This window comes from Desulfobulbus oligotrophicus (genome assembly GCF_016446285.1).
Lineage (GTDB): Bacteria > Desulfobacterota > Desulfobulbia > Desulfobulbales > Desulfobulbaceae > Desulfobulbus > Desulfobulbus oligotrophicus.
The window spans coordinates 1163842-1188744 of sequence record NZ_CP054140.1 but is presented as its reverse complement, the minus strand read 5'-3'; the positions used below and the strand labels follow the sequence as shown (position 1 = coordinate 1188744).

The window sequence follows — 24903 nt, the reverse complement described above, 5'->3', positions numbered from 1 at the left end:
ACCTCACCACCACTCCGGAGTATGTCCGTATATTAAACCCATTGTTCACTTCCGGTTCACGCCTCTGTGTGCTCATGCTACTGCAGACGGTTTAATCCGGCCCTGGCCAAGGCCTTATAAGGATCTTCCGATGCGGCCTCGTGGTTGTCTGCACCACCTTCCGATGGCGGCAACTCCAGCACCTGCCTGTACAGCGATGCGGCCTCATCTCTCTTTCCCTCCATTTCATTCAAGGTGGCAAGGTTGACCAGAGCCGCCGCATTATCGGGATCAATCTTCAACGCCTGGTTAAAGTACTGCCGGGCGCGAAGCAGGTCCTTTTGCTGCATCTTCGCAAAGCCGATATCCGACAGAGCTACACTGTGCGCCGGATTGGTGGCCACCGGCCGCAGGAACTGATCAGCCGCATCTCCGGGAACACGATGCACTTTTTCCATGGTTTCTCTTTTCTTATGAAACAATTCGGCAAGCTCTGCCGGATTTTCAACAATACGAGGGGTTATAAAGATATAGAGATTGGTCTTTTCATTGCTTGTACTTTTTGACTTAAACATCCATCCCAGGACCGGAATGTCTCCGAGCAGAGGCACCTTGTACTCGCCTTGTGTCGTATCCTCGCCTATCATACCGCCGATGACCACAGTCTGCTCATTATGAATGATAACGGTGGTATCTGCGGTCCGGGTAAAGGTCGTCGGGGTGCCGACGGCACTGTCGGTCTTGAGTTTGATCACTTCAACTCCGATTTCCAGACGAACGATTTCCGCCTGGTTCACCTGAGGGGTGATGGTCAGACTTGTGGCCACGTCCTTGTATTCGTAATTGGTGTAATCCTGTTGTGTACCGGAAGTTGTATTCTTGCTGGTGATGTACGGTACGTTCTCGCCCACCTTGATCGTTGCCTTTTTATTGTCTGTGGTGAGGATCTGCGGCGTGGCAATAACATTGACATCATCGTCACTTTTATACGCATTGACGACGGCGCCCAGATTTGGAAAAGTCACATCACCGATCCTGATTCCCTTATCAAGAACCCCCAAGGTGAAACCTGCGGGCAGCCGTCCCGGATCAGTTGTCATGCCGGTAAGATTATCGTAAGCGGCAGAACCGGGCCTGCCACTGAAGCCGCCGACAACCGATCCTCTGCCGTCGGCCCACTGCACACCAATGGCAAAGTCCTTGGTTACCTTTACCTCCATGATCAGGGCCTCCAGATAGACCATCCGCCGCGGAATATCCAGTTTCTTGACAAGATTTTCAACAGCTTCATACTCTTCACGCGGACCGGTGATGACCAGGGCGTTGGTTTCCGTATCGGCCACTATCTTTATTTCTGCAGAGATGGCACCTCCGGCAACAGTGCCTCCCCCGGATGCCCCGCCCGGCGCTGCTTTCCCGCTGAGGGCCTCGCCGGGAAGATTCGTCAGCACCTTGACCATCTCTTCGGCATTGGCATGCTGGAGGTAGATAACATGGAGATTCCCATCCTTCCTGGGAACATCTTCATCCAGTTTCGTTACAAGAGCACGAATTCGCGGCATCAACTCTTTGGGAGCGACAACAATCAAAGCATTTGTGCGTTCAAAGGGGATAATCTTGACGGCTTCCGGACGTTGACCTTTCTGTGCCTGCACCCCGGTGAACAGTTGACCGATGGCCCTGGAAATGCTTTCCGCCGAAGTGCGATGCAGTGGAATGATGAACATTTCATCGCCATCCGCCGGTACATCAACGGTCCTTATTATCTCCATCAGACGGGAGATATTGGACTGGAAATCAGTGAGAATCAGCATACCCGAACCAGCATGAGAAATAATGACACTGGTCTTGGACACCAGGGGGATGAGCATATTTTTTATTTCTTCGGCATTCGCATGTTTCAGAGAGACGATCTGGGTGACAACGCGATCGTCTCCATCCAAAGTCATATCGCTGTCGTGCAAGGTCGCGATGTTCTTTGATCGAGCCACCACTGATGGGACGATTTTAATGATGGAACCGCTGGGCACAGCGGCAAAGCCATGGACTTCCAGAACGGATTCGAAAACCCGGTAAGCATTCTCTTCCGAAATACGGGTCGGTGAAATAATCGTCACCTTGCCTTTGACCTCACGGTCAACAACGAAGTTTTTCCCGGTCAGCTCGCTGATATATTTTATAAAAATATTTATATCAACATCGTTAAAGTCGATTGTGACATAACGCTGCGCTCCTCCGGTCTGTTGGGTCACCTTAGGGCTGGCTGCACATAGGGGAGAGATGCCGCACAGCAGGCAGCTTGCAAATAGGGCCGCAGAAAAACCGTAGATCAAGAATGTTCTCATCATTTTTTTCACAAAATTATATGCTGCCGATAATTGTCAGTCCGTTCGTTGCCTGCACTCAAACCGTACGGTTCTCATAATCCGTCTCCTGCCATCACCATCGTCACTGCGATGCAGCAGACGGTGACTGTTTACCGGTTTCCTGTGCAGATTCCGGTACTGGCGGGGGTTGCTGATTGAACTGTTTTGTTTCTTGAGATGGAGCTGTATTGCGAAAACTGATACGCCTGCGAGGCTGCGCTTCCGGAACCTTGATGGTGTCGCCTCCCTCTGACAACCCTCCAGTCTGTTGCATGATCCTGCCGTCCAGACGGGGGGACACCCTCGGCTCGTTATCATCGTTTTCCGGAGCCTTTATGGTCAGCACTTCCTCACGACCGTTGACCAACAAAACAACCTTGCCCCGGGTAATATGACTGATCACCGCACCCTGCACACTCGCTCCCACCGGATACAACTCTTCCAGGGAGTTCTTCTCATTCCGGATAATTGCCCGGGCATCATCTTTTTCTCCGGTTATCGTCCCCAACAGTGCAAGCTGCAACGTGGTCTCCGCCAGATCATCCACATCGGCAGAGGAGAGTCCGTCTCGTTCACCAACCAAGGATTGGAAGATGTTTCTCTTTAAAATGATTCGGTAATTTCCCTCCTCAATTTTCTCCGAGTCCTCCCCTGCCTCTTCCACCTCCGGAAGCTCTTCCTGCTTCCCGGTCGACACCGTCGGCAGAGGTTTCTGAAAACGCTCCTCAAGCCGGCCATACCAGAACGACACACCGGCATAGACAAGAAGAGCAATGATCGTTAGACGAAGCGCAGTCATAACCACTGGATCAGTGTAACTCCTGTTCTAGTTTTTGAAACAAAACCGCATACTCCTGAAAATGAAGACCTGGATCCAAAAGTGTCCCTGAAATCTTAAAAGGGAGAGCCTTGTCTTTTAATTGCAGATGTAACGCTTCAAAAGCAAGGGTATTTTCCACCCCGACAAAAAAATCGCTCTGCGGATCCATCTCACCTTCGATGTCCAGCTCACTGAGCAACAGAGGAGAGTGTGCCCTGATCATTCCGGAAAAACGCCCATCGAACAGCTCCGACTTCACCAGACCGTGCTCAATCTGCAGCGCTCCACCCCGACCGTGCAGAGTAGCAGTTATTGCAGTAAAAGGAAGCGTCGAATGGTTCAAAACAGGTCTTTTCAGACCAATACGCCCATTTTTTACTTCAAGATCAACATCCAGAGAAGACAGGGTCCCGCCCTGCACTGCTACCGAAAAACTGCCGGAAGCAACCCCCTGCACCTCTCTGCCCAATGCCTGCTGCCAGAAAGACAGCTGCGTTATATTGATTGCCTGGAAGGCTCCTTGTACCTGTACATCATTTTTGCTTAATGATTTTGATAAAAAACCATCAACCGTACCCTTATCCATCTCAATCCTGCAGCCGGCCTGCAGTCGCCGCAGACGCAGTGACGCAATGGGTTGCACAGACAAGATCAGCCGATCTATTCCAACCAGTTTTCGGCCCTGCTCTCCCCGGTCATATCCTTCCACATCATGCAGTATCAGATTCGCCGGCAAAGCAAAGGTCAAGGCGCCAACCCGCCAGGACGATGCAGGCCACATCTGTCCAAGTTCACCTTCAACTGCACGGCGTACCGTCTCCTGAGGAAACAACAGCCACAGAAACAGAACCAGTACCCCTGTCACATACAGGAGATACCCGATGCCGGCACGCAGCCATCGACGGATTCTGTTCACCACAGGCCCGCCCGCCCCTCATTCACGTGCTGACGGCCCATCTGCCTGATCCACGCTCATCAGGTGCAGGGTCACATCAAGTGTCCCCAGCTCTTTGCCATTTTCCTGGATTGCAACCTTGCTGATACCGACCAGTTGTTTCGGCGCTTCAACCTGTTCAAGAAACTCAACGAGTTTACCAAGGCTGACACCCTGCAACCGCATTTCAACCTGGCTCTGTTTAAACTGCTTGTCCTCCATCGACTCTGTTGGTTTCATGTACGTAATCAGTTCTTTTACTCCACTGTCCGTAGCTTTTTGTTCAACAAAGGAAAACAGACTGAAGCCGGGTTCACGCTGCTCCAGCAGGGTGGAGAGGGAACCGGAATGTCGGTTGATCCGCTGGTAGCGTTGCTGCAGCTCTCGCATCTCTACAATGGCCATTTCACGAGTCTGCAGTCTTTTCTGTAAGGTTGACCGCCCGTCGATCAGTGGAAAGATCAAAAACTGCACAACAACAAAGAGGACAAGCGCTCCTCCAGCGATATATACCGCAAGCTGTTCACGCCGACTTAACTGTTGCAGCTTCATACGTCCTCTAGCAGTAATTGCATCTCAAAACGGATGCCGCCATGTTTGTCAGCCTTGTCAGCTGCTGCCGACACGATCTGAACCGACTTGAAGTGCGGTGATCCGGCCAGCACACTCTTCATGGTTTCCACCGCATTGAAGGTGTCGGTCGTCCCTTTAATCACCACGGTCTCCTGATCAATGGTCAGACGGTTGACCCGAAGGTGAACAGAGCTTGGAATACGTCTGGAAATATCTGTCAGCAGCCCGAGAACCCGCCTGTCATTGTGAAGCAGCGGGGACGATGGTGATGCTGGACCGGTTGCAGATTTGACACGGGCCTGCATCTCGGCAAACGGATCCCGCACCACCGGTACACCCGCAAACGTCTGCTGAAAGATAGCGGTCATCTCATCGCCCAGCGCCTGATTACGCTGCTGTAAGGTATGGTAGTCGTACCACAGAAACCCTAACGCACCGACGAGCAACAGCACCGTTGTTACGAGAGCACCCTGCAGCTGTCTTCGAGTTTTAAAAATATTGCGTTTCTTGGCAAACCGTTCTTTACGAAAATTGATCTCCGGCCGTTTAAATCCCTGCATGGCAAGGGCAAGGGCGCAGCCGTACTGCTGTTCCTCCTGCTGCGCACCTGTCCCTTCCCCACAGAAGAGAGCTGTGTCTGTCATGAGAGCAAGCGATTCAACCGGCAAAGAGAACACAGACGCCATCTCTTCACGAACACACTCTACGCCGGCCAGAGGACCGGACAGAATGATACGTTTGGGGTGACGATTTTCCTTCTGCTCAATCTGAAAGTACTGCAGACTTTGCTCAATTAAGCGACAGAGGTGTCTGATATGCTCTCTGGCCACAGCAACGTCAGATACCGGGAGGTCATTACCGTTGTCGTGACCGGACAAATGAGCAGCCAGCTGTTCGGGGTAGGCGAGAGAGCGGTACAGCTGGGCCTGTCCATCCAGAACAAACACCAGGGAGCAGGATTGCTGATCAGTGTGGATCAGGAGAAAATCAGACCATGTTTTTTCAAGCCGGGTCAGCAGCACAGCCAGAGAAACCATGGAGGGCACGATAATATCGGGGTCTACACTGCTACCGGTCCGTGTCAGCAGGTTCTCCAGCAGGTGCTGCTCCAACGCAAAAGCGACAACCATATTGCCGGTTTTCTCTCTTCGACTGACAACGAACTCGGTAAGTAAGGTATCTATCGGAGCCGGAAGTTGCTCTTCCAGCTCAAACGGAAGAATCTGGGCAATCCTTTTTGAGTCCGTAAACGGCAGGGTTATGTTTCGAATACTGAACAACGAAAGCGGCAAACCGCAGACAACAACTCCTTCGCGCCAGTCAAGCTGTCGGCATAACAGCTCGATCTGCTCTGCCGGATCATTGACATCCTGCAGCGGCAGGGTGGCACAGGCCTTCAGCACCACGGTTTTACGTTGCTGTTCCAGGACTACACCTGTGACGTCACTATCGCCTATGTCAATGCCCAGTGAATACATTTCAGACTATCTCTCGACCGCAACTGTTTGGTTCGCTATGCTGTTCATTCCTGTTTCCATTGCAACAGCGTCTGTTTCTGCTCATTGTCCCGCAAAAGAATGCCGGTTCCATGTCGAGTAAACTGATGGTACGTTGCTCTGACTTTAATTTCAAAATACTTCCCCACCACGGCCAGCAGATCCTGTTCAATATCAATGGATGCCGGAAGTCCGCTGACCTGACGGTACCAGTCCACTGTTGTCAACAGCTCCGCATTCTGCGGATCTTCCCGAAAATCTATCAGTTCCTGTGCCAGCGCAGGCGTCATATCGTCGGACATGGCCTGCAGAACCGGGGCCGGGGCCGTATTAAGGTGTATCCTGCCATCATCACCCACTATACTGATATATTCAGCCAACCCCTCATATTCAGCATCACCGTACAGGAGCTCAGTGGTCATGCCTTTAACAAGCAGCAGCTCCTCGACAGCCGGTACAGCCCCATTGCGACACGAATAGGGTGGCTGAAGCCCCTGATAATAACTCTCTTCCGCACCGGATGGTCGTTCATCATCGTCTTCATCAACCCAGTCACCAATAGCATCAAGTAAAGCTTCGGCCTCGTCCTGATCACTGATGGCAAATCTACCGGACAATAACAGCCGCAGCCAAATCTGACGGTATGCCTCTTTGACAGGATCTCCCAGCGCATGCACCTGCAGGCGACCGCCAAGATCGGTCACTTTAACGGCTAATGCCACCTCCTCAGAAACAGCTTTCAGCTTATCCTCGTGGAACTGCGCCCAAAGATCATGGGGAGACTCATGCTCATTCTCCTTCAGATCAGCAGTCAATGCCCCGCGGGCAAGACTGAGCCCGGCAAGGACCATGCCGTCAAGCCGAACCATCTCCCGCTGGGTGGCAGCAGCGGCAGACTGCCGATCAACAGTTGCCATCAGTTGCAAGGTAACAGCAACTAAAAAGCTGATCGTCAACAACGTCAACACCAAAGCCATCCCCCGTTGGTCAGTGATGCTGCGGCTGCTGCTCATCTTCAACCTCTGTGGGGATCAGAACGCGAGTTGTGAACGGCTGGGAGAGCTCTTTGTCGGCATCAACCCAGAACTCAAGCGTACACTGTACCGCAGCCGGTAAAGTCGTTTCGTTGTCTGTTGCACCGATATCCCGATCCTGTTGCCAGCTGTCAAACTCCTGTCCCTGCTGATCAAAGTACTTCCATTCAACTGCACGCAGCCCTTCAACAACCAGAAAAGCCGACCCGGGATCTTCAGCACTGTCCATGCCCTCCTGCCACGAAATACCGGGTAAAACAGGGGTGTCTGAACGCAGCAGCTTCAATCGCCGCTTATCCTCATCCTCTTCCACTACCTGATAGCGAATTACCGCCAGAGCGGGACGTTGTTTCTTCGGATTCAACACCAGGTGCGATTGAGACGGAAAAGTTACCTGTATGCCCGATTGCGTGTGGTCTGCACTGCTCCCTCCGGTAAAAGGAAGATCCTGTACAACAACAGCGGCGGTAAGATCTTCACTTATCAAACGCAGGGCCGCCTGCGCCTGGGAGAAGATTGCCTCCTGTTCCTCTGTTGTCTCAACGGTACGAAACGTTGCCGACAGGGAAAGGGTTAACATGGCCATGACCACTCCAAGTACGGTGGTCGCCAGCAGAACCTCCAGCAGGGTAAAACCGCGATCTCCCTTCATCGATCAATGGCCGCCTTTTTGCAGACAACCGTCCGGACTGTCAAAGCCTGTGATCGGTCCTGATCATGTAACACCGTCACATCAACCGTCTTGAGCATTCCGCCTGTTCCCTGGAGTCCGATCTCTGCCCCCCTTGTCTCCTCCACCTGTATTTTCCAGGAAAACTGCGGATACAGTTCACCAAAATCACCGCTGGAACTCTGCAGCCCCTCAAAATCATGGACATGCACGTCTGTCAACTTCCATTGGGCCAGCAGGGAAGCCATAGTATCAAACCGGGAGCCACTGGCAATGGCCACACTCTGTGCCTGGACCCCGATCAGAGTAACAAGGGCAATGGCAATAAGTGCCACAGCGATCATGACTTCAAGCAGGGTAAACCCGGCTGTGCCCCGATCACACCGCTGCCGGGCTGTTCTATTGAAACAGCAGTGTATTGTCCGGCTGTACATGGCCACTTATGACCTGAACCTTCCCTGAAAAAGGTGAAAGAATAACTGAAAATGCTGCATCATCGTCTTTGTTGACATGGATAATCGTGGGTTCAACATAACCGGCTTCGGTGAAACGGATAGCATAGGTATCGGGTTGCTGCGTTCCTCCGTACCAGGACCAGAAATCACGAACATCCACTGCGTCACCGAGTTGCAGCTGATTGTTTTTTTGCTCAACCAGACTGTCTGGGTCGATTTTTTCCGGAAGCGCGGTAAAAGTCCGCTCCTTCTGATGATAGACCAGTACATAAGGAACCTGTTGCTGTTGCGCAAGTTGCGAGGTTCGATGAATCAATCCGACCAGCTTGCGAACACTCCCTTTCAGTTGATCAGCAAACAAAAAACCGGCAACCTGTGGTACGGCAAAAGCGGCCATCACCGCGATGAGAGACATGACCACGATCAGCTCAACCAGGGTAAACCCGTTGGTTTTCAGGTGTGACGACTGCATATCCGGGCTAAGACCAAACCCTGGCTGTACTTTTACAGCTCCCAGCTGTTAATGTCCGCATCTTTTCCTTCACCACTGGGCTGATTATCGGCACCGTAGGAGCTGAGATCATAATCACCGTGCACACCAGGAGAGATATAGACAAATTCATTGTCCCAGGGGTCTTTGGGCACCTTACCCTTTTCAAGATAACCGCCTGTACGCCATTTCTTAGCAAGAGTGCCGGTCGCGGGAGGCTGTACCAGAGCCAGCAGCCCCTGCTCTGTGGTCGGATATTGCCCATTGTCGAGTTTATACAGCTTCAGTGCCTGTTCAATCGACTGTATCTGGATTTCCGCCTTTGTTCGGCGAGCCTCTTCGGGTCGATCCATGATCCGTGGCACAATGAGGCCGGCAAGAATACCGAGAATAACCATGACCACCATCAGCTCTATAAGAGTAAAACCCCGACAATCTGATATTTTATACGATTCTTCCTTTTGTTGTCGCATACAATCCTCTTAAGGTTCAACAGATGATCTCTCTTTCCTCTTCCACCAATGCCGTCATAAAGAGCCCTGTACACCGTGCCGAACACGGCTGAACAACCAGTGCACCGCTACGGCGATGGCCAAAAGAGAACAGACAGCAGCAGCAAGGCCGACTTTAAGAGCCAGCCACGAAAATCCGACAAGGGGGAGCAAAAGCACCTGAGCCGTCCAGCGAAGAGATGTGTGCTCAGCGATAACCTCTGCCACTGGTTGCGAAAAGGAATAGTATACTTCAATCAGCCATCGTCCCGGACTGTATTGATAGAGAACGCGGTCACGGAATTCTCTCAAAATACCAACGGCCGGGTGCAGAAAGCCACCAAAGGAGGCCGTGGCGATAAAGCAGGCATCCGCTGTTCTGACAGCAAGCTGGTTTCCATAATACACATCACCACCGACAGTACGGGCATAGGAGCGAAGGTAATAAAGAGACCCCGGCAGAAGATGGTCGATCTGAACGACAAAAGTCCCTGTTCCCTCACCACTCTCGACATGTCCTCCTTTGGTGAACGGCACAGAAAGATCCTGACCCGCTGATACCGCCTTATTCCTGACCTGGTCACCAGAATCCTGAGCAGCAAAAGCAGCGGCCGGCAACATGGACGCCGGGAGATCGTCCTCAAAGGCTATCTCCGGATGCACCGGCCCGGAATGTAGACTGAAAACAAGACCACGGCCAACAACATCTTTTTCAAATTCCGCATCGATCTCGCCGCCGCTGGTAATGGAAGTCTGCGTAATCTTCGTGGGCATGGTCGTTATGATCCCCCTGTGGCGCCGCCCCGGAGTATCGGTAATACGATCAACGAGTTCTTCTGCGGAAAAACGGGTGGCAACCATAGAGCTTGCTTCAACTCCTTCCGCCGTACCAACGACAAGGATATTGCCATCTCGGTCTGAAACGACTGCAAAACCAACAGACTCTCCCTCACTAAACGAAGTGGAAAAAACTTTCGGAGCGGCAAATGTCTCCCGTTCTGAAGGATTTGATTGCATGCCTGGTGCGGCCATAGCCTGGGGAAGAAGGAAATGACTGATCTGTTGTACATACCCTGACAGTCTCAGGGCCATTGTACCATCTGTACACCGGAAATAAAGAGGTCGATTTTCAACAGAAGATAAAATCGTACCATGGCGAGCCCTTTTCACTGCCGGCACAAGGGCGGAAGGAGAGGTGATTGAGTCGGAAATCTGGAGGTCATGAATCCGAAGCCTGTTGTTCCACATCTGCAGCTGCCTGATGAGTAAACGGGTCTTGCTCTTGTAGGATGACTCCTGTACCGATGTGTCATCGGCATTGTCCTGAGAGACAATACGAAAAACAGGCTGCTGTTTTGTCTCGGCAACAATCTCTGTTTCCAGCGGGTATGAAAGAAGAAGCATCTGCCGTGTACCGGCATCGGTGGTGAACCCGCCCGCTGCCACCTCGTGCTTGCTGACACTTACACTGTACAAGACATCGTCTTCACTGCTCATTCCGGTGATCACCGCACCCTGTTCACCAAAGGAGGTGTCCGGCTCTCCCTGGGGTGTGAATCGGAACAGCGCACTGTCACGATTGTCGGGTGAACCGACCGCTCCGGCCACATAGATCCTCCCCTTGTCATCGAAGGCCAGGCCGTACCCTTCACTTGGATCAAAATGTTCCGGAGCCACAGTCACACCGTTATGCCCGAAACCCGGATCTAAAGTACCGTATCTATCCAGCCCTACCAACAGGAAAGAAGATTTTTGCTGCTGCAATGTCGAACCGGAAACAACCAGGCTTCCGTCACTCCGTTGAAGCACACCTTCAGCAGAGGCGTCTTCGCCGACACCGATTAAACTGATACCATGCTCACCAAAACTTCTGTCTAATTCTCCATTAATAAAATAGCGTGCAACCGCCACAATCCTGCCCACTGTTCCTTCGGTTGAACCTGCCACAGTAATAGTGTTTGATTCACCCACGACCACCGCGGTAATTTCCTCATTGCCGTTACCGATCGCAGTCAACACCACACCTCTGTCGCCGAAACTTCTGTCCAGAGAACCATCCTGACGGTAACAGATTATTGCAAAATCGCGGTCCTTGCCGTTATAGCTGTAACCGGCAGCAATGATACGACCATCATCCAGCAAAGCAAGGGCCAGGGCCTCATCATCACCATCGGAAAGTGACGTCAGGACCGAGCCGTCTCCATCAAAGGATGGGTCAAGGGAACCGTCGGGATGAAAGCGAAGAAGAGAAAAATTCAGATCACCGCTTTTGCCGGAGGAACCTGCCATTACAATTTTCCCATCCGGTTGCACCAGTACCGCATACCCATTATTCTTGTGACCCAGTTCAATGGCGAGCCGGCCGTTGACCCCAAAGGAGGTATCAAGACCGGTGACCGCCACAGCAACAGTGCTGTAAAGGCACCCAAGAATAAGACACCACCACTTCACCTGGGTGTGTACTTTCAACATGACCACGCCCTCATTGGCACGATTCGGGCCTGCTGTTCTTTAACGGTGTAACTGTATACCACATTGAAAATTAACAAAAACACAATTCCCCACAACCGGATCTATTTTGGTCAAAAACACCCCCTCCGGGCAGCCAGTTACAAACAAAACATCCTCCCAATTCACCAACCGCTCAAACCGGCGATACAGACACGTTCATCCCTCTTGCCGGGCAGTATACGTCAAGGCCATTACAGTGCTTTCCTGTCGATTAACAGGCCGCGGCACAAGCTTTAAAAATAACCATTAATCGGTATCGATTCAACCAGACTGATACATCATCCTGACTCAGGTTGTACTGCATGAGAACTGGATAACGATTGCGTCAGTGAACAAACAGGCAGTAGCGACTATAATGGACAGAGAACAATACGGTATGGAATCGGCAATTAAAAACCGATCTTCGTTGAATCGTACAGAGCATAGTGATACAAATCAGCGCACCATTACTATCCGTTGACTTATCCTTGAGACTTTTAACTCTCATGCAAAATACTGGAGACTGATCATGATCAAACAGGAGCTCTTGGAAATCCTTGCCTGTCCGCAATGTAAAGGAATGGTCGAATTAAATATCGAGGGGAACAGTATTGTCTGTCGTGCCTGCCGGCTCGTGTATGAAATCCGCGACAACATTCCGATTATGCTCATTGACGAGGCTAAACCACTGAGAGGACAGGACGACAAAGAAGACCGCCATGGCTGATCCACCGTGTCGGTCTTCTTTTCGTGAAGATGTCTGCAAGAACCTGCAGGCCTCTGTTATGGCGTAATGCCCAGCTCCCGTTCTTTCGCAGCAATGGCCAATCTCGTCTTCACCACCGTGTCGGAAACCAGACTGATCGAGTCGATACCCTCCTCCACCAGAAACGTTGCAAAGTCCGGAAAATCTGAAGGCGCCTGCCCGCATATGCCGATTTTCCGACCCCGTTTCTTGGCAGTGGTAATCACCATCTTAATGAGCGTCTTAACCGCTTCATTCCGCTCATTGTAGATGTGGGCCACCAGGTCGGAGTCACGGTCCAGACCAAGGGTCAACTGAGTAAGATCGTTGGAACCGATGGAAAAACCATCAAAGACATCGCAAAACGCATCTGCGGCAATGACGTTGGACGGGATTTCACACATCACGTAGACCTCCAGTCCGTTTTCCCCCTGTACCAATCCGTTTTCCCGCATGACGTCAATAACCTTGCGCCCCTCCTCCGGAGTTCGGCAGAACGGTACCATCAGCTTGACATTGGTTAATCCCATGTCATTGCGCACTTTGAGCAAAGCCTCGCATTCAAGATCAAAAGCAGCCCGATAGCGGGGATCATAGTATCGTGAAGCACCACGCCAACCGATCATGGGGTTGGATTCTTCCGGTTCATAGAGATGGCCGCCGATCAGGTTGGCATATTCGTTGGATTTAAAATCAGACAGACGGACAATCACATCCTTCGGATAGAATCCTGCCCCGATTCTCCCCACGCCTTCCGCCAGTTTATCGATGAAATACTGACGCTTATCACCGACATACGCACTCGTGCGCTCGTCAATTGCTTCGACAATGTCGAGGATTTCATCATCATGTTCAGCCTGTTCACACAGTTTTTCGTAGTTGATCAGGGCCAGCGGATGGATACCGATGTGTGAGTTGATAATGAACTCTTCCCGTGCCAAACCGACTCCCTCGTTTGGCAACTGCCCCTCGGTAAACGCTTTTTCAGGCAAACCGACATTCATCATCACCTTTGTTCGCGTGGCGGGAATATTATCAAGATCCAGGGTTTCCAGCACAAACTCAAGCAGTCCCTCATAGATGTGACCCGTTTCTCCCTCAGCACAGGAAACCGTCACCTGTTGACCATCTTTTATCTTTGAGGTGCCATTTTCCGTGCCGATAACACAGGGAATACCCAGTTCACGGGAAATAATGGCGGCATGGCAGGTTCGGCCACCCCGGTTGGTAACGATTGCGCCGGCGGTTTTCATAATCGGTTCCCAATCCGGGTCGGTCATGTCGGTGACCAGGACCTCCCCTGCCCTGAAATCATGGATCTGACTGACATCATGCAGAATACGGGTAACTCCCTGTCCAATTTTAGCACCAACCGCCTGTCCACTGGCCAGCAACGTCCCTTTCTCTTTAAGAATATACGTTTCCATGGTCCGCTTGCTGGCCTGGGAGTGGACTGTCTCCGGCCTGGCCTGAACAACGAACAGCTTCCCTGTCCCCACCTGAACACCATCCCCATCCTTGGCCCACTCGATGTCCATCGGCCGGTTATAATGATCTTCAATGATGCAGGCCCAACGGGCCAGCTCAAGAATCTCATCGTCACTGAGGATGTAGGAGTTTCGCTCCTGCTCAGTAGTATCAACGTTTTTGACCGGTTCTTCGGCATCGGCATCGGTGTTGTAGATCATCTTGATCTCTTTTGTCCCGACGCGCTTGCCGACAATGGGGCGTTTCCCCTGATGCAGCGTTGGTTTAAAGATATAAAACTCATCGGGATTCACTGCACCCTGCACAACATTTTCCCCCAGGCCCCAGGCACCGGTCAGGAATACGGCATTCTCGAAACCGGATTCAGTATCAATGGAAAACATGACGCCTGAGCAGGCAGAATCAGAGCGAACCATTTTCTGGACAACAATAGACAGATAGACATCAAACTGCCCAAACCCCCTGTCGTGGCGATAGGAGATGGCCCGATCGGTAAACAGTGAGGCAAAACAACGCTTACAGGCGTCTATCAGTGCTTCCGGACCACGGATATTCAGGTAGGTATCCTGTTGCCCGGCAAAAGAGGCATCCGGCAGGTCTTCCGCTGTGGCTGAAGATCTGACCGCTACATCAACGTCGGGCCCATACTCCTCTTCCATTTGACGGTAGGCGTTGATAACGGCTTCCCGCAGATCCTCCGGAAATTCGGCATTGCGGATGATCGCCCTCACCTTGGCCCCTCTTTCCTGCAGATTGTACAGATCATGGGTATCAAGATCTGCAAGAGTTTCCCGAATAGCCGCTTCAACACCGGCTTCTTTGAGAAGATAGCGGTAGGCATAGGCGGTAATGGCATAGCCGTTGGGGACAGCAACACCCTTTGAGGTCAGCTTCTGATGCATTTCCCCCAGAGAGGCGTTCTTCCCGCCAACCTTTGGCACGTCTTCGATACCAATTTCATCAAACCAGAGAATCAGTGCTGTTTCATGTGTGCTGTCCATCGTGAACTCCTCTCTTAAAAGAAAACCACGGCTACATCGGTCAGTTTTGCCAATATTTTTCCAGTAACCGACAAGTTGAATGCTGAACAGCGAAATACTAAATAAATTCCGGCTGAGGGTCAACTGAAACATCCCTGTTCCACCCGCTCATCAGTGCTGAAAGACCGTACGAATGAGCATTTCTTGCCAATATTTATTCCTAAGGCTATACTGTCTTCTCACTACTGTTTTTTTGAACGGAGAGAATACCTTATACCTGGAGCCGCCATGACGGTTGAACTTGCGATCGCCTCCCTACGTCAGCAGCATATTGTCTCAGGAAATCATCAGGAAAGTCGCTACTTCGATGCAATCAAGGCATTGGTCGCAGGGCGGAATGCAGCCGAAGGTACAGCCGAACGTCAAAAATGGCAGCAGGCCATCGACCAGATATATCAGCTGGTCGAAGACGAGATCCTCCACAATACCGCCCCACCCACTAAAGCCATCTCTTTTGGGACCTCAGGATGGCGTGGAACCCTGGGCAAAGATCTCAGTGTCCACACCGTGGCGGTGGTGACTGCCGCAATCCTGGGGATGTATCAGAACGCTCAAGACAGTGAAGAACTCCGTACAGCGCTGGGAGTGGCCGACTTTAAGGAAGTGCAGGCCCGTGGCTGTGTGATCGGTTTTGACAACCGCTTCGGCGGTTCCCTGCTGGCCCGTGCTGCCGTCAACGTTCTTCAGGCCAATGGTGTACAGATCTACTATGCAGGCGAGGCAACAACAGGGGCACTTTCCGCCTCTGTACTCATCCATAAGGCTGCTTTTTCCATCAACCTCACCCCCAGCCACAATCCGCTGGAGTATGGCGGATTTAAATATAATGCGGCTGATGCCGGCCCGGCAGCCCCCATTCTCACAGACACCATCACCAACCTCGCCCGACAGTATATCCAGCTGGATCAGATCCCAATGATCCCGGCGGAACTTGATCTGCTGCAACCGGTTGAGGCATCATCAAAAATTATCATGGAAGATGCTTTGGAGAGCTGGCAGCAGCTCATCCGCGCCGGAAGTACCCAACATGGCATCGAATACGATCGGCTGCTCAAAGAACTTGCAGCCAACGATCAGGTCGTTGTCTGCATTGATGCTGTCCACGGGGCATCTCGTTTATACCTGCAGAGGCTGCTCAACAACCCGCCCGACGAGCGGCTTATCCTGCTTCGTAAAACCGCGGACCCGACCTTTGGCGGTATTGCCCCGGAACCGTCGTCAGCCAACATGCAACCTGCGCTTGCTGCACTGGTTGCGCGCCCGGAACCCCTTAAAATCGGAGCAGTTATTGATCCGGACGGCGACCGCATCCGCTTCACTGACGGCACCATTGAAATTTCCATGAATCAATTCGGTGCGATGGCCTATCATTTCCTCCACGAGGTAAAGGGTAAACGGGGGATGGTTGCCAAAACAGTGGCCTCCAGCAATCTTGCCAATGGGATTGCCGCTCAGCTGGGTGAGAAGGTTTTTGAGCCGAGAGTCGGGTTCAAGGAGTTTAAACCGGTGATCAACAAGGCACTGGTCTATTTCGAAGAGTCCGATGGTATCTCCATAATCGGCCATACACCGGAAAAAGACGCTTTCATCGGTCTTATTCTCGCTATAGATATGATACTTACCCTGAAAAAACCGCTCGGCTCCTACCTTGCTGCAATTGAAGAACAGTTCGGTCACTATTACCCTGATCGTGATGCTGTTGTTGTCTCGTTGCAGGGCGACAGCCTGCTCCAGGCTCTCAATCAGCTCAGCAGGTACAGTCCGGGCAGCAAGGTTACAGTTGGTGAACAAAGCAGAACCATTGCCTCGGTCATTGATATTGACGGCCGCAAGATGATATTTGAAGATGGCTCCTGGATTATGATCCGCCCCTCCGGTACCGAACCAAAAGTTCGTTTTTATGTGGAGGGCCGAACCAGCGACGAGACCGCGTTACTCGTAAAAACTGCAAAATCGATGCTTGCCGAAATCGGCCTCCTGCCCTAATGTAAAGAATTGAATTTGTCTGCGTTGCATGCGACCAGACCATAGCTTTTCATTACCAACCATCTTCGCTGAGAACTACTATGTGGGAATATACAGACAAGGTCCAGGAACATTTCATCAATCCGAAAAACGTTGGTGAAATTGAAAATGCTGACGGTGTGGGCAATGTCGGTTCCATTGCCTGCGGTGATGCCCTTCGACTGACCATCAAGGTTGATGAAAATCAGGTTATCACCGACGCCAAATTCAAAACGTTCGGCTGCGCTTCAGCGATTGCCTCATCCTCCGTACTCACAGAAATGCTGAAGGGGATGAAACTGGAAGATGCCAAGAAGCTGACCAACGACGATATCGCCAAAGCCCTGGGTGGTTTACCAAAAGAGAAAATGCACTGTTCGGTCATGGGACGTGAGGCACTGGAAGCCGCAATTGCCGATTATACCGGCATTACCTTGCCGATGGCCCAGGGAGAAGTCGTCTGTGAATGTTTCGGAGTAACCGACCTGGAGGTCATCCGTGCGATCAAGGAAAACGCACTGACTTCGGTCGAAGAGATCACTAACTTCACCAAGGCCGGAGGTGGATGTGGCAAGTGTGTAGGGAAACTGAAAGAGCTTCTTGCCGAGACCGTGGAGGGCATCAGTGATAAGCCGGCAGACAAAAAACGACGCAAGCGCATGACGACCTTAGAAAAAATAAAAAAGATCGAAGAGGTTATCGAGCGCGAAGTTAAACCGACTTTAAAAAAAGACGGCGGCGACATTGAACTTATTGATGTGGACGGTGACTTTGTCACGGTTTCACTACGGGGGGCCTGCGCAAACTGCTACTCATCACGGACCACCTTAAAAGAGTATATTGAGAAAAAATTACGCGAACAGGTTCTTGAAAGTCTCGTTGTTGAGGAGGATAGGTAATGTCTGCTTCCCCTGATAAAGTTATCTATATGGATAACAATGCAACCACCCGAATAGCACCCGAGGTGGTTGATGCCATGATGCCCTACTTAACCGACTACTATGGCAACCCCTCTTCCATGCACACTTTTGGCGGCCAGGTCGGTCTGGCGATCAAACAGGCCCGCCGGGAAATTGCCGACCTGCTTGGTGCGGCTCCTGAAGAGATTGTGTTCACCAGCTGTGGAACTGAAAGTGACTCCACCGCCATTCTCTCCGCCCTGCAGACGTATCCCGAAAAAAATCATATTGTGACCACCAGGGTTGAGCACCCTGCGGTGAAAACCCTATGCGACAACCTGGAAATTTTCACCGGCCGTAAATACCATATAACCCGACTTCCTGTTGCCAGTGACGGCACCATCGATGTTCGACAGTTCAGAGACAGCCTCACCGACGACACCGCCATTGTCAGCGTCATGTGGGCCAACAATGAAACAGGGGTCCTCTTTCCTGTCGAAGAAATGGCTGATATCGCCAAAGAACGTGATATTCTTTTCCATACTGACGCAGTGCAAGCCGTTGGTAAGATGCCGATCAACCTGAAAGAGACAAACATCAACTTCCTCTCCCTGTCAGGACATAAACTGCATGCTCCCAAAGGGATTGGCGTGTTGTATGTTCGCAAGGGAACGCCTTTCATCCCCTTCATGAACGGTGGTCACCAGGAGTTCGGCAGACGTGGCGGCACTGAAAATGTTGCCTCCATCATTGGGCTTGGTAAAGCCTGCACCCTGGCTGCAGAGAACATGGGGGCAGAAAACACCCGGGTAAAGATGCTTCGTGACAGGCTCGAACAGGGTTTACTCCGCTCAATTCCGAAATCTTTGCTCAACGGCCACCCTGAGGAACGTCTGCCCAACACGACGAACATCAGTTTTGAATATGTCGAGGGAGAGGCCATACTGCTGCATATGAATCAGTATAACATCTGTGCATCCTCCGGATCTGCCTGCACCTCCGGTTCCCTGGAGCCATCGCATGTACTGCGGGCAATGGGTGTACCATTCACGGCCGCCCATGGTTCCATTCGTTTCAGCCTGTCTGTATACAACACTGAGGAAGAGGTCGATTTCGTGCTTGCCACCATGCCTTCAATTATTGCTAAGTTGCGAGAGCTCTCCCCCTTCTGGGAAGATGAATAAGATGCTACCATTTGCAAGAACATCAGACCCGGTATCATATGCTTCGTCGTCCCCATATCATCATAAAATTTCATGCGTACAATAAAGCCAAGCTTCACAATCCTTGATGAGCTTGACCGACAGTCATTGCCGGTTCGTATAGAGTACTGTGGTCGGATCTGCTACAAAAGTGAAGATCGGATAAGCAGCGACTCTGCCATTCCCTTTGTGAGAAAAATGGTGGAAAACGGGCACAACTCCGTCCTGGAAATGGGTGTTGTCACGGTCATCGTCACCTGCCCGACCGATGCCCCCATCAAAGATTTCTTTTTTCTCCAACCCAAATTCCTGCAGGCAGACCGGCTGAGTAACTCCACATTACTCATTACCGGATCTATCCGCGCCTTCCGTGAGATGCTTCAGTTGCACACTGGAGACGCCATTGCACAGGCAATTGCCGGTTTCCTTGCCCGGAAACACCCATATTTTTTTGAAGGGCTCCCCCTTCAGGCACCGGATTCCACCCCTTCCCGTATCCTTGTTGACAAAATGGACGTACAGCAGGTGGAGCAGCTCAGCGCACCTGTGTGTGCAAAACACCGGTATCTGGCGGTTAAGTTCGTTGTTAACCGGGCAGTCACCCATGAACTCGTTCGTCACCGCCCCTGCAGTTTCCTGCAGGAGAGTCAACGGTACTGTCGATATTCGGCTGACAAATTCGGCAACGAGATCACCTTTATCAAACCTGTATTCTTTGAAGAGGGTAGTGAAGAGTTCTCGGTATGGGAGCAGGCTATGCAGGCAATGGAGAAGCAATACTTCCACCTGTTAACAACTTCTTCCCCGCAGGCGGCCCGAACAGTTCTGCCCAATTCCTGCAAAACTGAGATCATTGCCTATGCCAATCTTCTTGAATGGCAGCATATACTCTCCCTGCGCACCTCAGCCGCAGCCGAACCATCAATGCGAGAGGTAATGATGCCCCTGGCAAAGGAATTGGAACGTCGCTATCCAATGATTTTTTAATCATTACTCCTGATAATCTGCCGAGAGTTGTGTGGACTCCCGGCCAGGTATGCGTTGATCAATCAAGGCATGGGCAGACCGATTCCGGTCGGCTGATGCTTCATGGAAACCATACCGTTCTTTTTTGACCAGCATCCGTGTTTATTGTACAATACTTGAAAATAACTTTTATCGACCCTTAGAATAACACCACGGCAACAATGGCATCTAAACCAGAACAACAAACTACCGGCACCCAGAGAGGGTCGATGAAAAAGACCGTCAAAGACCAGTCCGGCGCGGGAAAACTGAAAATCGGTGAGTTGCTGAGCAAGGCCGGTTACATCACCTCAACCCAGTTTGAAGAAGCCAAGGTTACCCAGAAAAAAACCAAAAAGCGGTTAAGCCGCATCCTGCTTGAAAGCGGCGTCATTGAGCAGGATACCATTGCCAACTTCTTGAGCCGGATGCATAACTACACGTTGGTTGTGCTGGAAAAGGAGGTACCAAGCAAAGAAGTTCTACAGCTGATTCCGTATGAAACCGCCAAACAGTTCATGGCTTTTCCTTTACGGATCTCCGGCGACACCCTGCAGGTAACCATGGTGGAGCCCACAGATACCGTTGAAGTGGAGCAGCTCCAGGATATCGTCCAGAAAAATCTCTCCATCTGTGTTTCCACTGCCAAGGACATCATAGATGCCTATAAAAAACACTACCGCATCAACGAAGAAGAGTATCAGTCATTCTTCAAATTTGAAGGAGAAGTCGAAGAAGAATCCGTTACTGAAATTGACGATTTCGGTGCCCTGGTGGCCGATGCTGCCGATGATTTTGAAATCGAAAGTGACGGCCAGGAAGAAGGAGCGTACGAGCAGTTCTCGGCCTCAGATGCTCCGATCATAAAACTGGTCAACGGCATTCTGGTCAAAGCTGTTCAGGAAGGGGTAAGTGACATCCACATCGAACCATTTGAAAAGATAATGCAGGTTCGTTATCGTAAAGATGGCTCATTGTTTAAATCGATGAACCTGCCGTTGACCATCAAAAATGCCATGGCAGCCCGCATGAAAATTCTGGCCGGGCTTAATATCACCGAACGTCGTGTTCCTCAGGACGGCCGCATCAAAATCAGACTGGGCCGAAACCGGGCTGTGGATTTCCGAGTCTCCACCCTTCCGCTGCTCCACGGTGAAGGTATTGTCCTTCGTATTCTTGACAAAAACTCACTCAATGTCGACCTCACCAAACTCGGGTTCACCAAGGACACCTTTGCTGCTCTCAGACGCTGTCTCAACCGGCCACAGGGGCTGTTGCTGGTCACCGGCCCCACCGGATCCGGAAAAACTGTGACCTTATATTCCGCACTCAACTCGCTGAACACCGAAGATATCAAGATCCTGACGGCTGAAGATCCGGTTGAATTCAACTTCAAGGGTATTAACCAGGTCAACGTCAACCCTGAAGTCGGTATGACCTTTGCCGCAGCGCTTAAGGCTTTTCTTCGCCAGGACCCGGACATTATCATGGTCGGCGAGATCCGGGATATAGAGACCGCTGAAATTGCGATGAAGGCCGCCATGACCGGGCACCTGGTCTTCTCCACACTGCATACGAACGATTCTCCGGCCACTGTCAGTCGTATGGTGGACATCGGCATCCCTTCTTATATCCTCGCCTCCTCGCTGACAATGGTCCTCTCCCAGCGTTTGGGCAGGCGCCTGTGTCAGCAGTGCAAAACACCGGCAGAGTACGACCAGCGGACACTCCTTAATGCGGGTTTTAAAGAGAGTGAGCTCGATGAGCTTAAACTGTACAAAGCCAAAGGTTGCCCGGAATGCAATGGTATGGGGTATCGGGGTCGGGTCGGTTTCTTTGAGCTGATGGAAGTTACCGAGGCTGTGGCTGAGGCTATTCAAGCGGAAGTGTCTGAAGAGCAGTTGCGGAAAGTAGCTATCCAGGAAGGTATGTTTACTCTGCGCGAGGCCGCCTTACAGAAGGCCCGTGAAGGAATCACCAGTTTTGAAGAGGTACTCAGACGCACGGTTGCCCATGAGGACAGCCTCCCTGCTTATCTTGTCAATCCTGATGTCGAAGAATATGAGGATGGTGATATTATTATCCAGGAAGGCAACAAGGATAAAGATTTTTTCAAGTTGATCCGCGGTAAAGTAGCTGTCCTTCGGTCCGGAAAGAAGATAGCGGAGATCACTGAACCCGGAGAGTACTTCGGGGAGATGGCCGCCATTTTAGAGGAACCGCGTTCAGCATCCATCATATCTGTCGGCCGCTGCACCATCAAACGATATCCGGGAGACAAACTCTCGGAACTCATTGAAAAATACCCGGACGTCTCAAGGCATCTCTTTCGTACACTGGTCGGGCGTCTGCACAAAACCGACCGCATCGTGGTCCAATTGGCCAGTGCCACTAAAGTTCGTCCCCCACAGGTAATACGTCAGGCATGAACAAAATTTCCGTCTACATCATTGCCTTTAACGAAGCTGACAAAATCCGGGATGCCATCAACTCTGTTCTCTGGGCAGATGAGATCATTGTTGCTGATTCGAACAGCCAGGATAACACCGCTGCACTGGCTGAAGAACTGGGCGCCAAAGTAGTGCAGATCCCGTTCAAGAGTTTTGGCGACCTCAGAAACCGGGCCATGGCAGCCTGTACACACGATTGGATATTTTCTCTGGACGCAGATGAACGGTGTACTCCGGAAGCAAGAGATGAGATTTTAGCCTGTCTCAGCAATCCGCAGGCCGATGCCTACTATGTTCCCCGTAAAAACTATTTCATGGGACGCTGGATTCGCTATTCCGGTTTTTACCCCGACTATCGGCAGCCCCAGCTGTTTAAAAAAGGAACTCTTGTTTTCAGAGAGGACGATCCGGTCCATGAGGAGTTCACCATCAACACACAAAGACCTGTGGGCTACTTCCGCCATGCCATCTGGCAGATGCCTTTTAAACGTCTTGATGAGTTAATGCATAAGGCCAACAAGTACTCGACATTAGGGGCTGACAAACTTGTTCTAAACAACCGGCGTCCCTGCTCAGTCTGGACAGCCCTGACACATGGACTCTGGTCATTTTTTCACACCTACTTCCTCAAACGTGGGATCCTCGACGGATGGCCGGGGTTTATCATTGCTCTGTATAATTTTGAGAGCACCTTTTATAAGTATGCAAAATTCTACGAGCTGCACATCAAAGCAACGCCTCCTGCCTCCCCACCGCTTAAGCGGGTCTCGTAAGCCCCTCTGATTCAATAAAATTCATAACCTGCGCAAACACGCTATCAGTTGTAATCTCCTCCATACAACGCTGGTGATCGCATGAACGCTTGCGACAGCAGAGACAGTCCAGGTGTTCGGCCCGCATCACCACATGCCGGACACCATAAGGACCAACCCTTTCCGGATGGGTAGGGCCGAACAGAGCGACCACCGGTGTACCCACCATGGCGGCAACATGCATAGGGCCTGTATCCAGTCCCACATACACATCAGCACGTTTCATAAGGGCTATTGACTCCGGGAGACTCAACCGGCCGGCCGCTATCACAGCCTTTTTTCCAGACATACTCTCGACAATTTCCGTCAGATATGCAAGATCAGCTCTACTGCCACCCAAAACAGGTCTGACTCCAGCGGCAAGGAGCCTGTCACAGAGTTCACTCCACCGTGAAACGAACCAGAACTTTGACTGCCAGCGGGCAGTAGCATTCACATAGACGATGCGGTCATGCGGCAGAATCCCCTCTTCTTTTAAAAAAGAAGCAACCTTTGCCTGGTCATCCGGGTCTGTACACAGATAAAAGTCCTCGGCTGCAACCGCACAGCCAAGTTGTTCACAAAAAAGTAAATTCTTATCAACAGCGTGCTGATATCCGGCAGCGTTATTGACCAGCCGGTGTTGAAACCAGGTATTTCCCTCCTTTGCGTCCTTAAAACCGATGCGAAGACCTCCGGGATTGACCAGACCAAGCAACCCGCTGCGAAATGAGGCATGAAGATCAAGAATAAGGTCATATGGCGATGCCTTAAACTGTTGCCGCAACCGCTGCAACGTGCTCACAGTAGCTGCAAAAGCTCGCCAATAGGCAGTGTTACCTGCACCAGGATCACTGGTTGATGGAATATGGATGGGGTGAACAACATCCACGGCATCGTCTCTTTCCAGCAAGGCAGCAAACCCCTGTTCAACGATCCACCCGATACACACCAAAGGATACTGTCGGCGAACAGCATGCACCAGAGGTAATGTATGGATGATATCCCCTAAGGAACTTTGCTTGATGATCAGTATCCGCTTTCCATCGAGTTCCATAGCAGGATCGTTCTCCAGTCAGGGTAAAAGGACGGGTATTTTTTGAAATCGACAGCAATCATCCGCTCGCCTATAAAATACGGCTTCAGAATCAACAATGCCATACAGACCATCCTGTCTTTGCAGGAAAAATACTTGCAGAAAATAAAGTGATGATCAACAGGCAATCCGCTGGGATTTTCTGATTAATACTGCTGAGACACACAGTAAATCACACAGTACTGCACGTTAAGGATCTACAGACCGGACAGGGAAAAGATAACTGCAGAGACAGGCTGCAAAACAGATCTTTCACCGGTCTTTTGATGTCATTTGAAAATAAAAAGAGAGCCGGGTCCCAGCAGGGCATATACAACAATCATGCTCTTTCATCTCCGGCCTGACGGAGCCCGACTCTCTTTCTGGGATCGGATACAGTACTGTT

The 24903-nt window shown here is 51.2% G+C and carries 20 protein-coding genes; 7 read left to right on the top strand and 13 right to left on the bottom strand.

Features of this window, described 5'->3' with window-relative positions:
- Positions 1–77 precede the first annotated feature (77 nt).
- From gspD to HP555_RS05305, 11 genes are all read right to left on the bottom strand, one after another.
- Entirely contained in the window at positions 78–2327 is a 2250-nt protein-coding gene (gene gspD / locus HP555_RS05355; RefSeq protein WP_199264154.1) for a type II secretion system secretin GspD, read from the bottom strand.
- A 100-nt stretch (positions 2328–2427) separates the two neighbouring features.
- Positions 2428–3144, bottom strand: a complete 717-nt coding sequence (locus HP555_RS05350; RefSeq protein WP_199264153.1) for a type II secretion system protein N — start codon at positions 3142–3144, stop codon at positions 2428–2430.
- Positions 3145–3154: 10 nt separating this feature from the next.
- Complete coding sequence (gspN, locus tag HP555_RS05345) at positions 3155–4081, bottom strand: type II secretion system protein GspN (protein ID WP_199264152.1); 927 nt, start codon at positions 4079–4081, stop codon at positions 3155–3157.
- Positions 4082–4099: 18 nt separating this feature from the next.
- Positions 4100–4651 carry a type II secretion system protein GspM gene (gspM, locus tag HP555_RS05340; RefSeq protein WP_199264151.1) on the bottom strand — a complete coding sequence of 184 codons (552 nt, stop codon included), beginning with the start codon at positions 4649–4651 and terminating at the stop codon, positions 4100–4102.
- Positions 4648–6150: a type II secretion system protein GspL gene (gspL, locus tag HP555_RS05335; RefSeq protein WP_199264150.1), complete on the bottom strand. Its 1503-nt coding sequence runs from the start codon at positions 6148–6150 to the stop codon at positions 4648–4650. The genes gspM and gspL overlap by 4 nt, the downstream gene beginning before the upstream one ends.
- A 44-nt stretch (positions 6151–6194) precedes the next feature.
- Positions 6195–7181 carry a type II secretion system minor pseudopilin GspK gene (gene gspK / locus HP555_RS05330; protein ID WP_199264149.1) on the bottom strand — a complete coding sequence of 329 codons (987 nt, stop codon included), beginning with the start codon at positions 7179–7181 and terminating at the stop codon, positions 6195–6197.
- A complete protein-coding gene (locus tag HP555_RS05325; protein WP_199264148.1) occupies positions 7156–7854 on the bottom strand; it encodes a PulJ/GspJ family protein in 699 nt (232 codons plus the stop codon). Before HP555_RS05325 ends, gspK begins: the two co-directional genes overlap by 26 nt.
- The gene (locus HP555_RS05320) at positions 7851–8306 is read right to left on the bottom strand and encodes a prepilin-type N-terminal cleavage/methylation domain-containing protein (protein ID WP_199264147.1); all 456 of its coding nucleotides are present in this window, start codon (positions 8304–8306) and stop codon (positions 7851–7853) included. Before HP555_RS05320 ends, HP555_RS05325 begins: the two co-directional genes overlap by 4 nt.
- Positions 8272–8799 (bottom strand): type II secretion system protein, encoded by a 528-nt coding sequence (locus HP555_RS05315; RefSeq protein ID WP_199264146.1) that lies wholly within the window; start codon positions 8797–8799, stop codon positions 8272–8274. The genes HP555_RS05320 and HP555_RS05315 overlap by 35 nt, the downstream gene beginning before the upstream one ends.
- Positions 8800–8831: 32 nt before the next feature.
- Positions 8832–9290, bottom strand: a complete 459-nt coding sequence (gspG, locus tag HP555_RS05310) for a type II secretion system major pseudopilin GspG (protein WP_199264145.1) — start codon at positions 9288–9290, stop codon at positions 8832–8834.
- A gap of 54 nt (positions 9291–9344) precedes the next feature.
- A complete protein-coding gene (locus tag HP555_RS05305) occupies positions 9345–11780 on the bottom strand; it encodes a CFI-box-CTERM domain-containing protein (protein WP_199264144.1) in 2436 nt (811 codons plus the stop codon).
- 547 nt (positions 11781–12327) lie between these two features.
- Between HP555_RS05305 and HP555_RS05300 the strand changes: the two genes are divergently transcribed.
- A complete protein-coding gene (locus HP555_RS05300) occupies positions 12328–12525 on the top strand; it encodes a Trm112 family protein (RefSeq protein WP_199264143.1) in 198 nt (65 codons plus the stop codon).
- A 56-nt stretch (positions 12526–12581) separates the two neighbouring features.
- Here HP555_RS05300 and ppsA read toward each other — a convergent pair whose 3' ends face one another.
- The gene (gene ppsA, locus HP555_RS05295; protein WP_199264142.1) at positions 12582–15032 is read right to left on the bottom strand and encodes a phosphoenolpyruvate synthase; all 2451 of its coding nucleotides are present in this window, start codon (positions 15030–15032) and stop codon (positions 12582–12584) included.
- Between the two features lie 267 nt (positions 15033–15299).
- Here ppsA and HP555_RS05290 point away from each other — a divergent pair, with 267 nt between their 5' ends.
- From HP555_RS05290 to HP555_RS05265, 6 genes are all read left to right on the top strand, one after another.
- Positions 15300–17057, top strand: coding sequence for a phosphohexomutase domain-containing protein (locus tag HP555_RS05290; RefSeq protein ID WP_199264141.1), 1758 nt, complete (start codon positions 15300–15302; stop codon positions 17055–17057).
- An 80-nt stretch (positions 17058–17137) separates the two neighbouring features.
- Positions 17138–17974, top strand: a complete 837-nt coding sequence (gene nifU / locus HP555_RS05285) for a Fe-S cluster assembly protein NifU (protein ID WP_199264140.1) — start codon at positions 17138–17140, stop codon at positions 17972–17974.
- On the top strand, positions 17974–19158 hold the full coding sequence (nifS, locus tag HP555_RS05280) for a cysteine desulfurase NifS (RefSeq protein WP_199264139.1): 1185 nt from the start codon (positions 17974–17976) through the stop codon (positions 19156–19158). The genes nifU and nifS overlap by 1 nt, the downstream gene beginning before the upstream one ends.
- Before the next feature lie 72 nt (positions 19159–19230).
- Positions 19231–20163 carry an FAD-dependent thymidylate synthase gene (locus tag HP555_RS05275; protein WP_199264138.1) on the top strand — a complete coding sequence of 311 codons (933 nt, stop codon included), beginning with the start codon at positions 19231–19233 and terminating at the stop codon, positions 20161–20163.
- Positions 20164–20411: 248 nt separating this feature from the next.
- Positions 20412–22610, top strand: coding sequence for a type IV-A pilus assembly ATPase PilB (gene pilB, locus HP555_RS05270; RefSeq protein WP_199264137.1), 2199 nt, complete (start codon positions 20412–20414; stop codon positions 22608–22610).
- Complete coding sequence (locus HP555_RS05265) at positions 22607–23404, top strand: glycosyltransferase family 2 protein (protein ID WP_199264136.1); 798 nt, start codon at positions 22607–22609, stop codon at positions 23402–23404. Before pilB ends, HP555_RS05265 begins: the two co-directional genes overlap by 4 nt.
- Here the strand turns inward: HP555_RS05265 and HP555_RS05260 are convergent.
- A complete protein-coding gene (locus HP555_RS05260; protein ID WP_199264135.1) occupies positions 23388–24479 on the bottom strand; it encodes a glycosyltransferase family 9 protein in 1092 nt (363 codons plus the stop codon). The two genes, HP555_RS05265 and HP555_RS05260, sit on opposite strands and share 17 nt — an antisense overlap.
- Positions 24480–24903 lie beyond the last annotated feature (424 nt).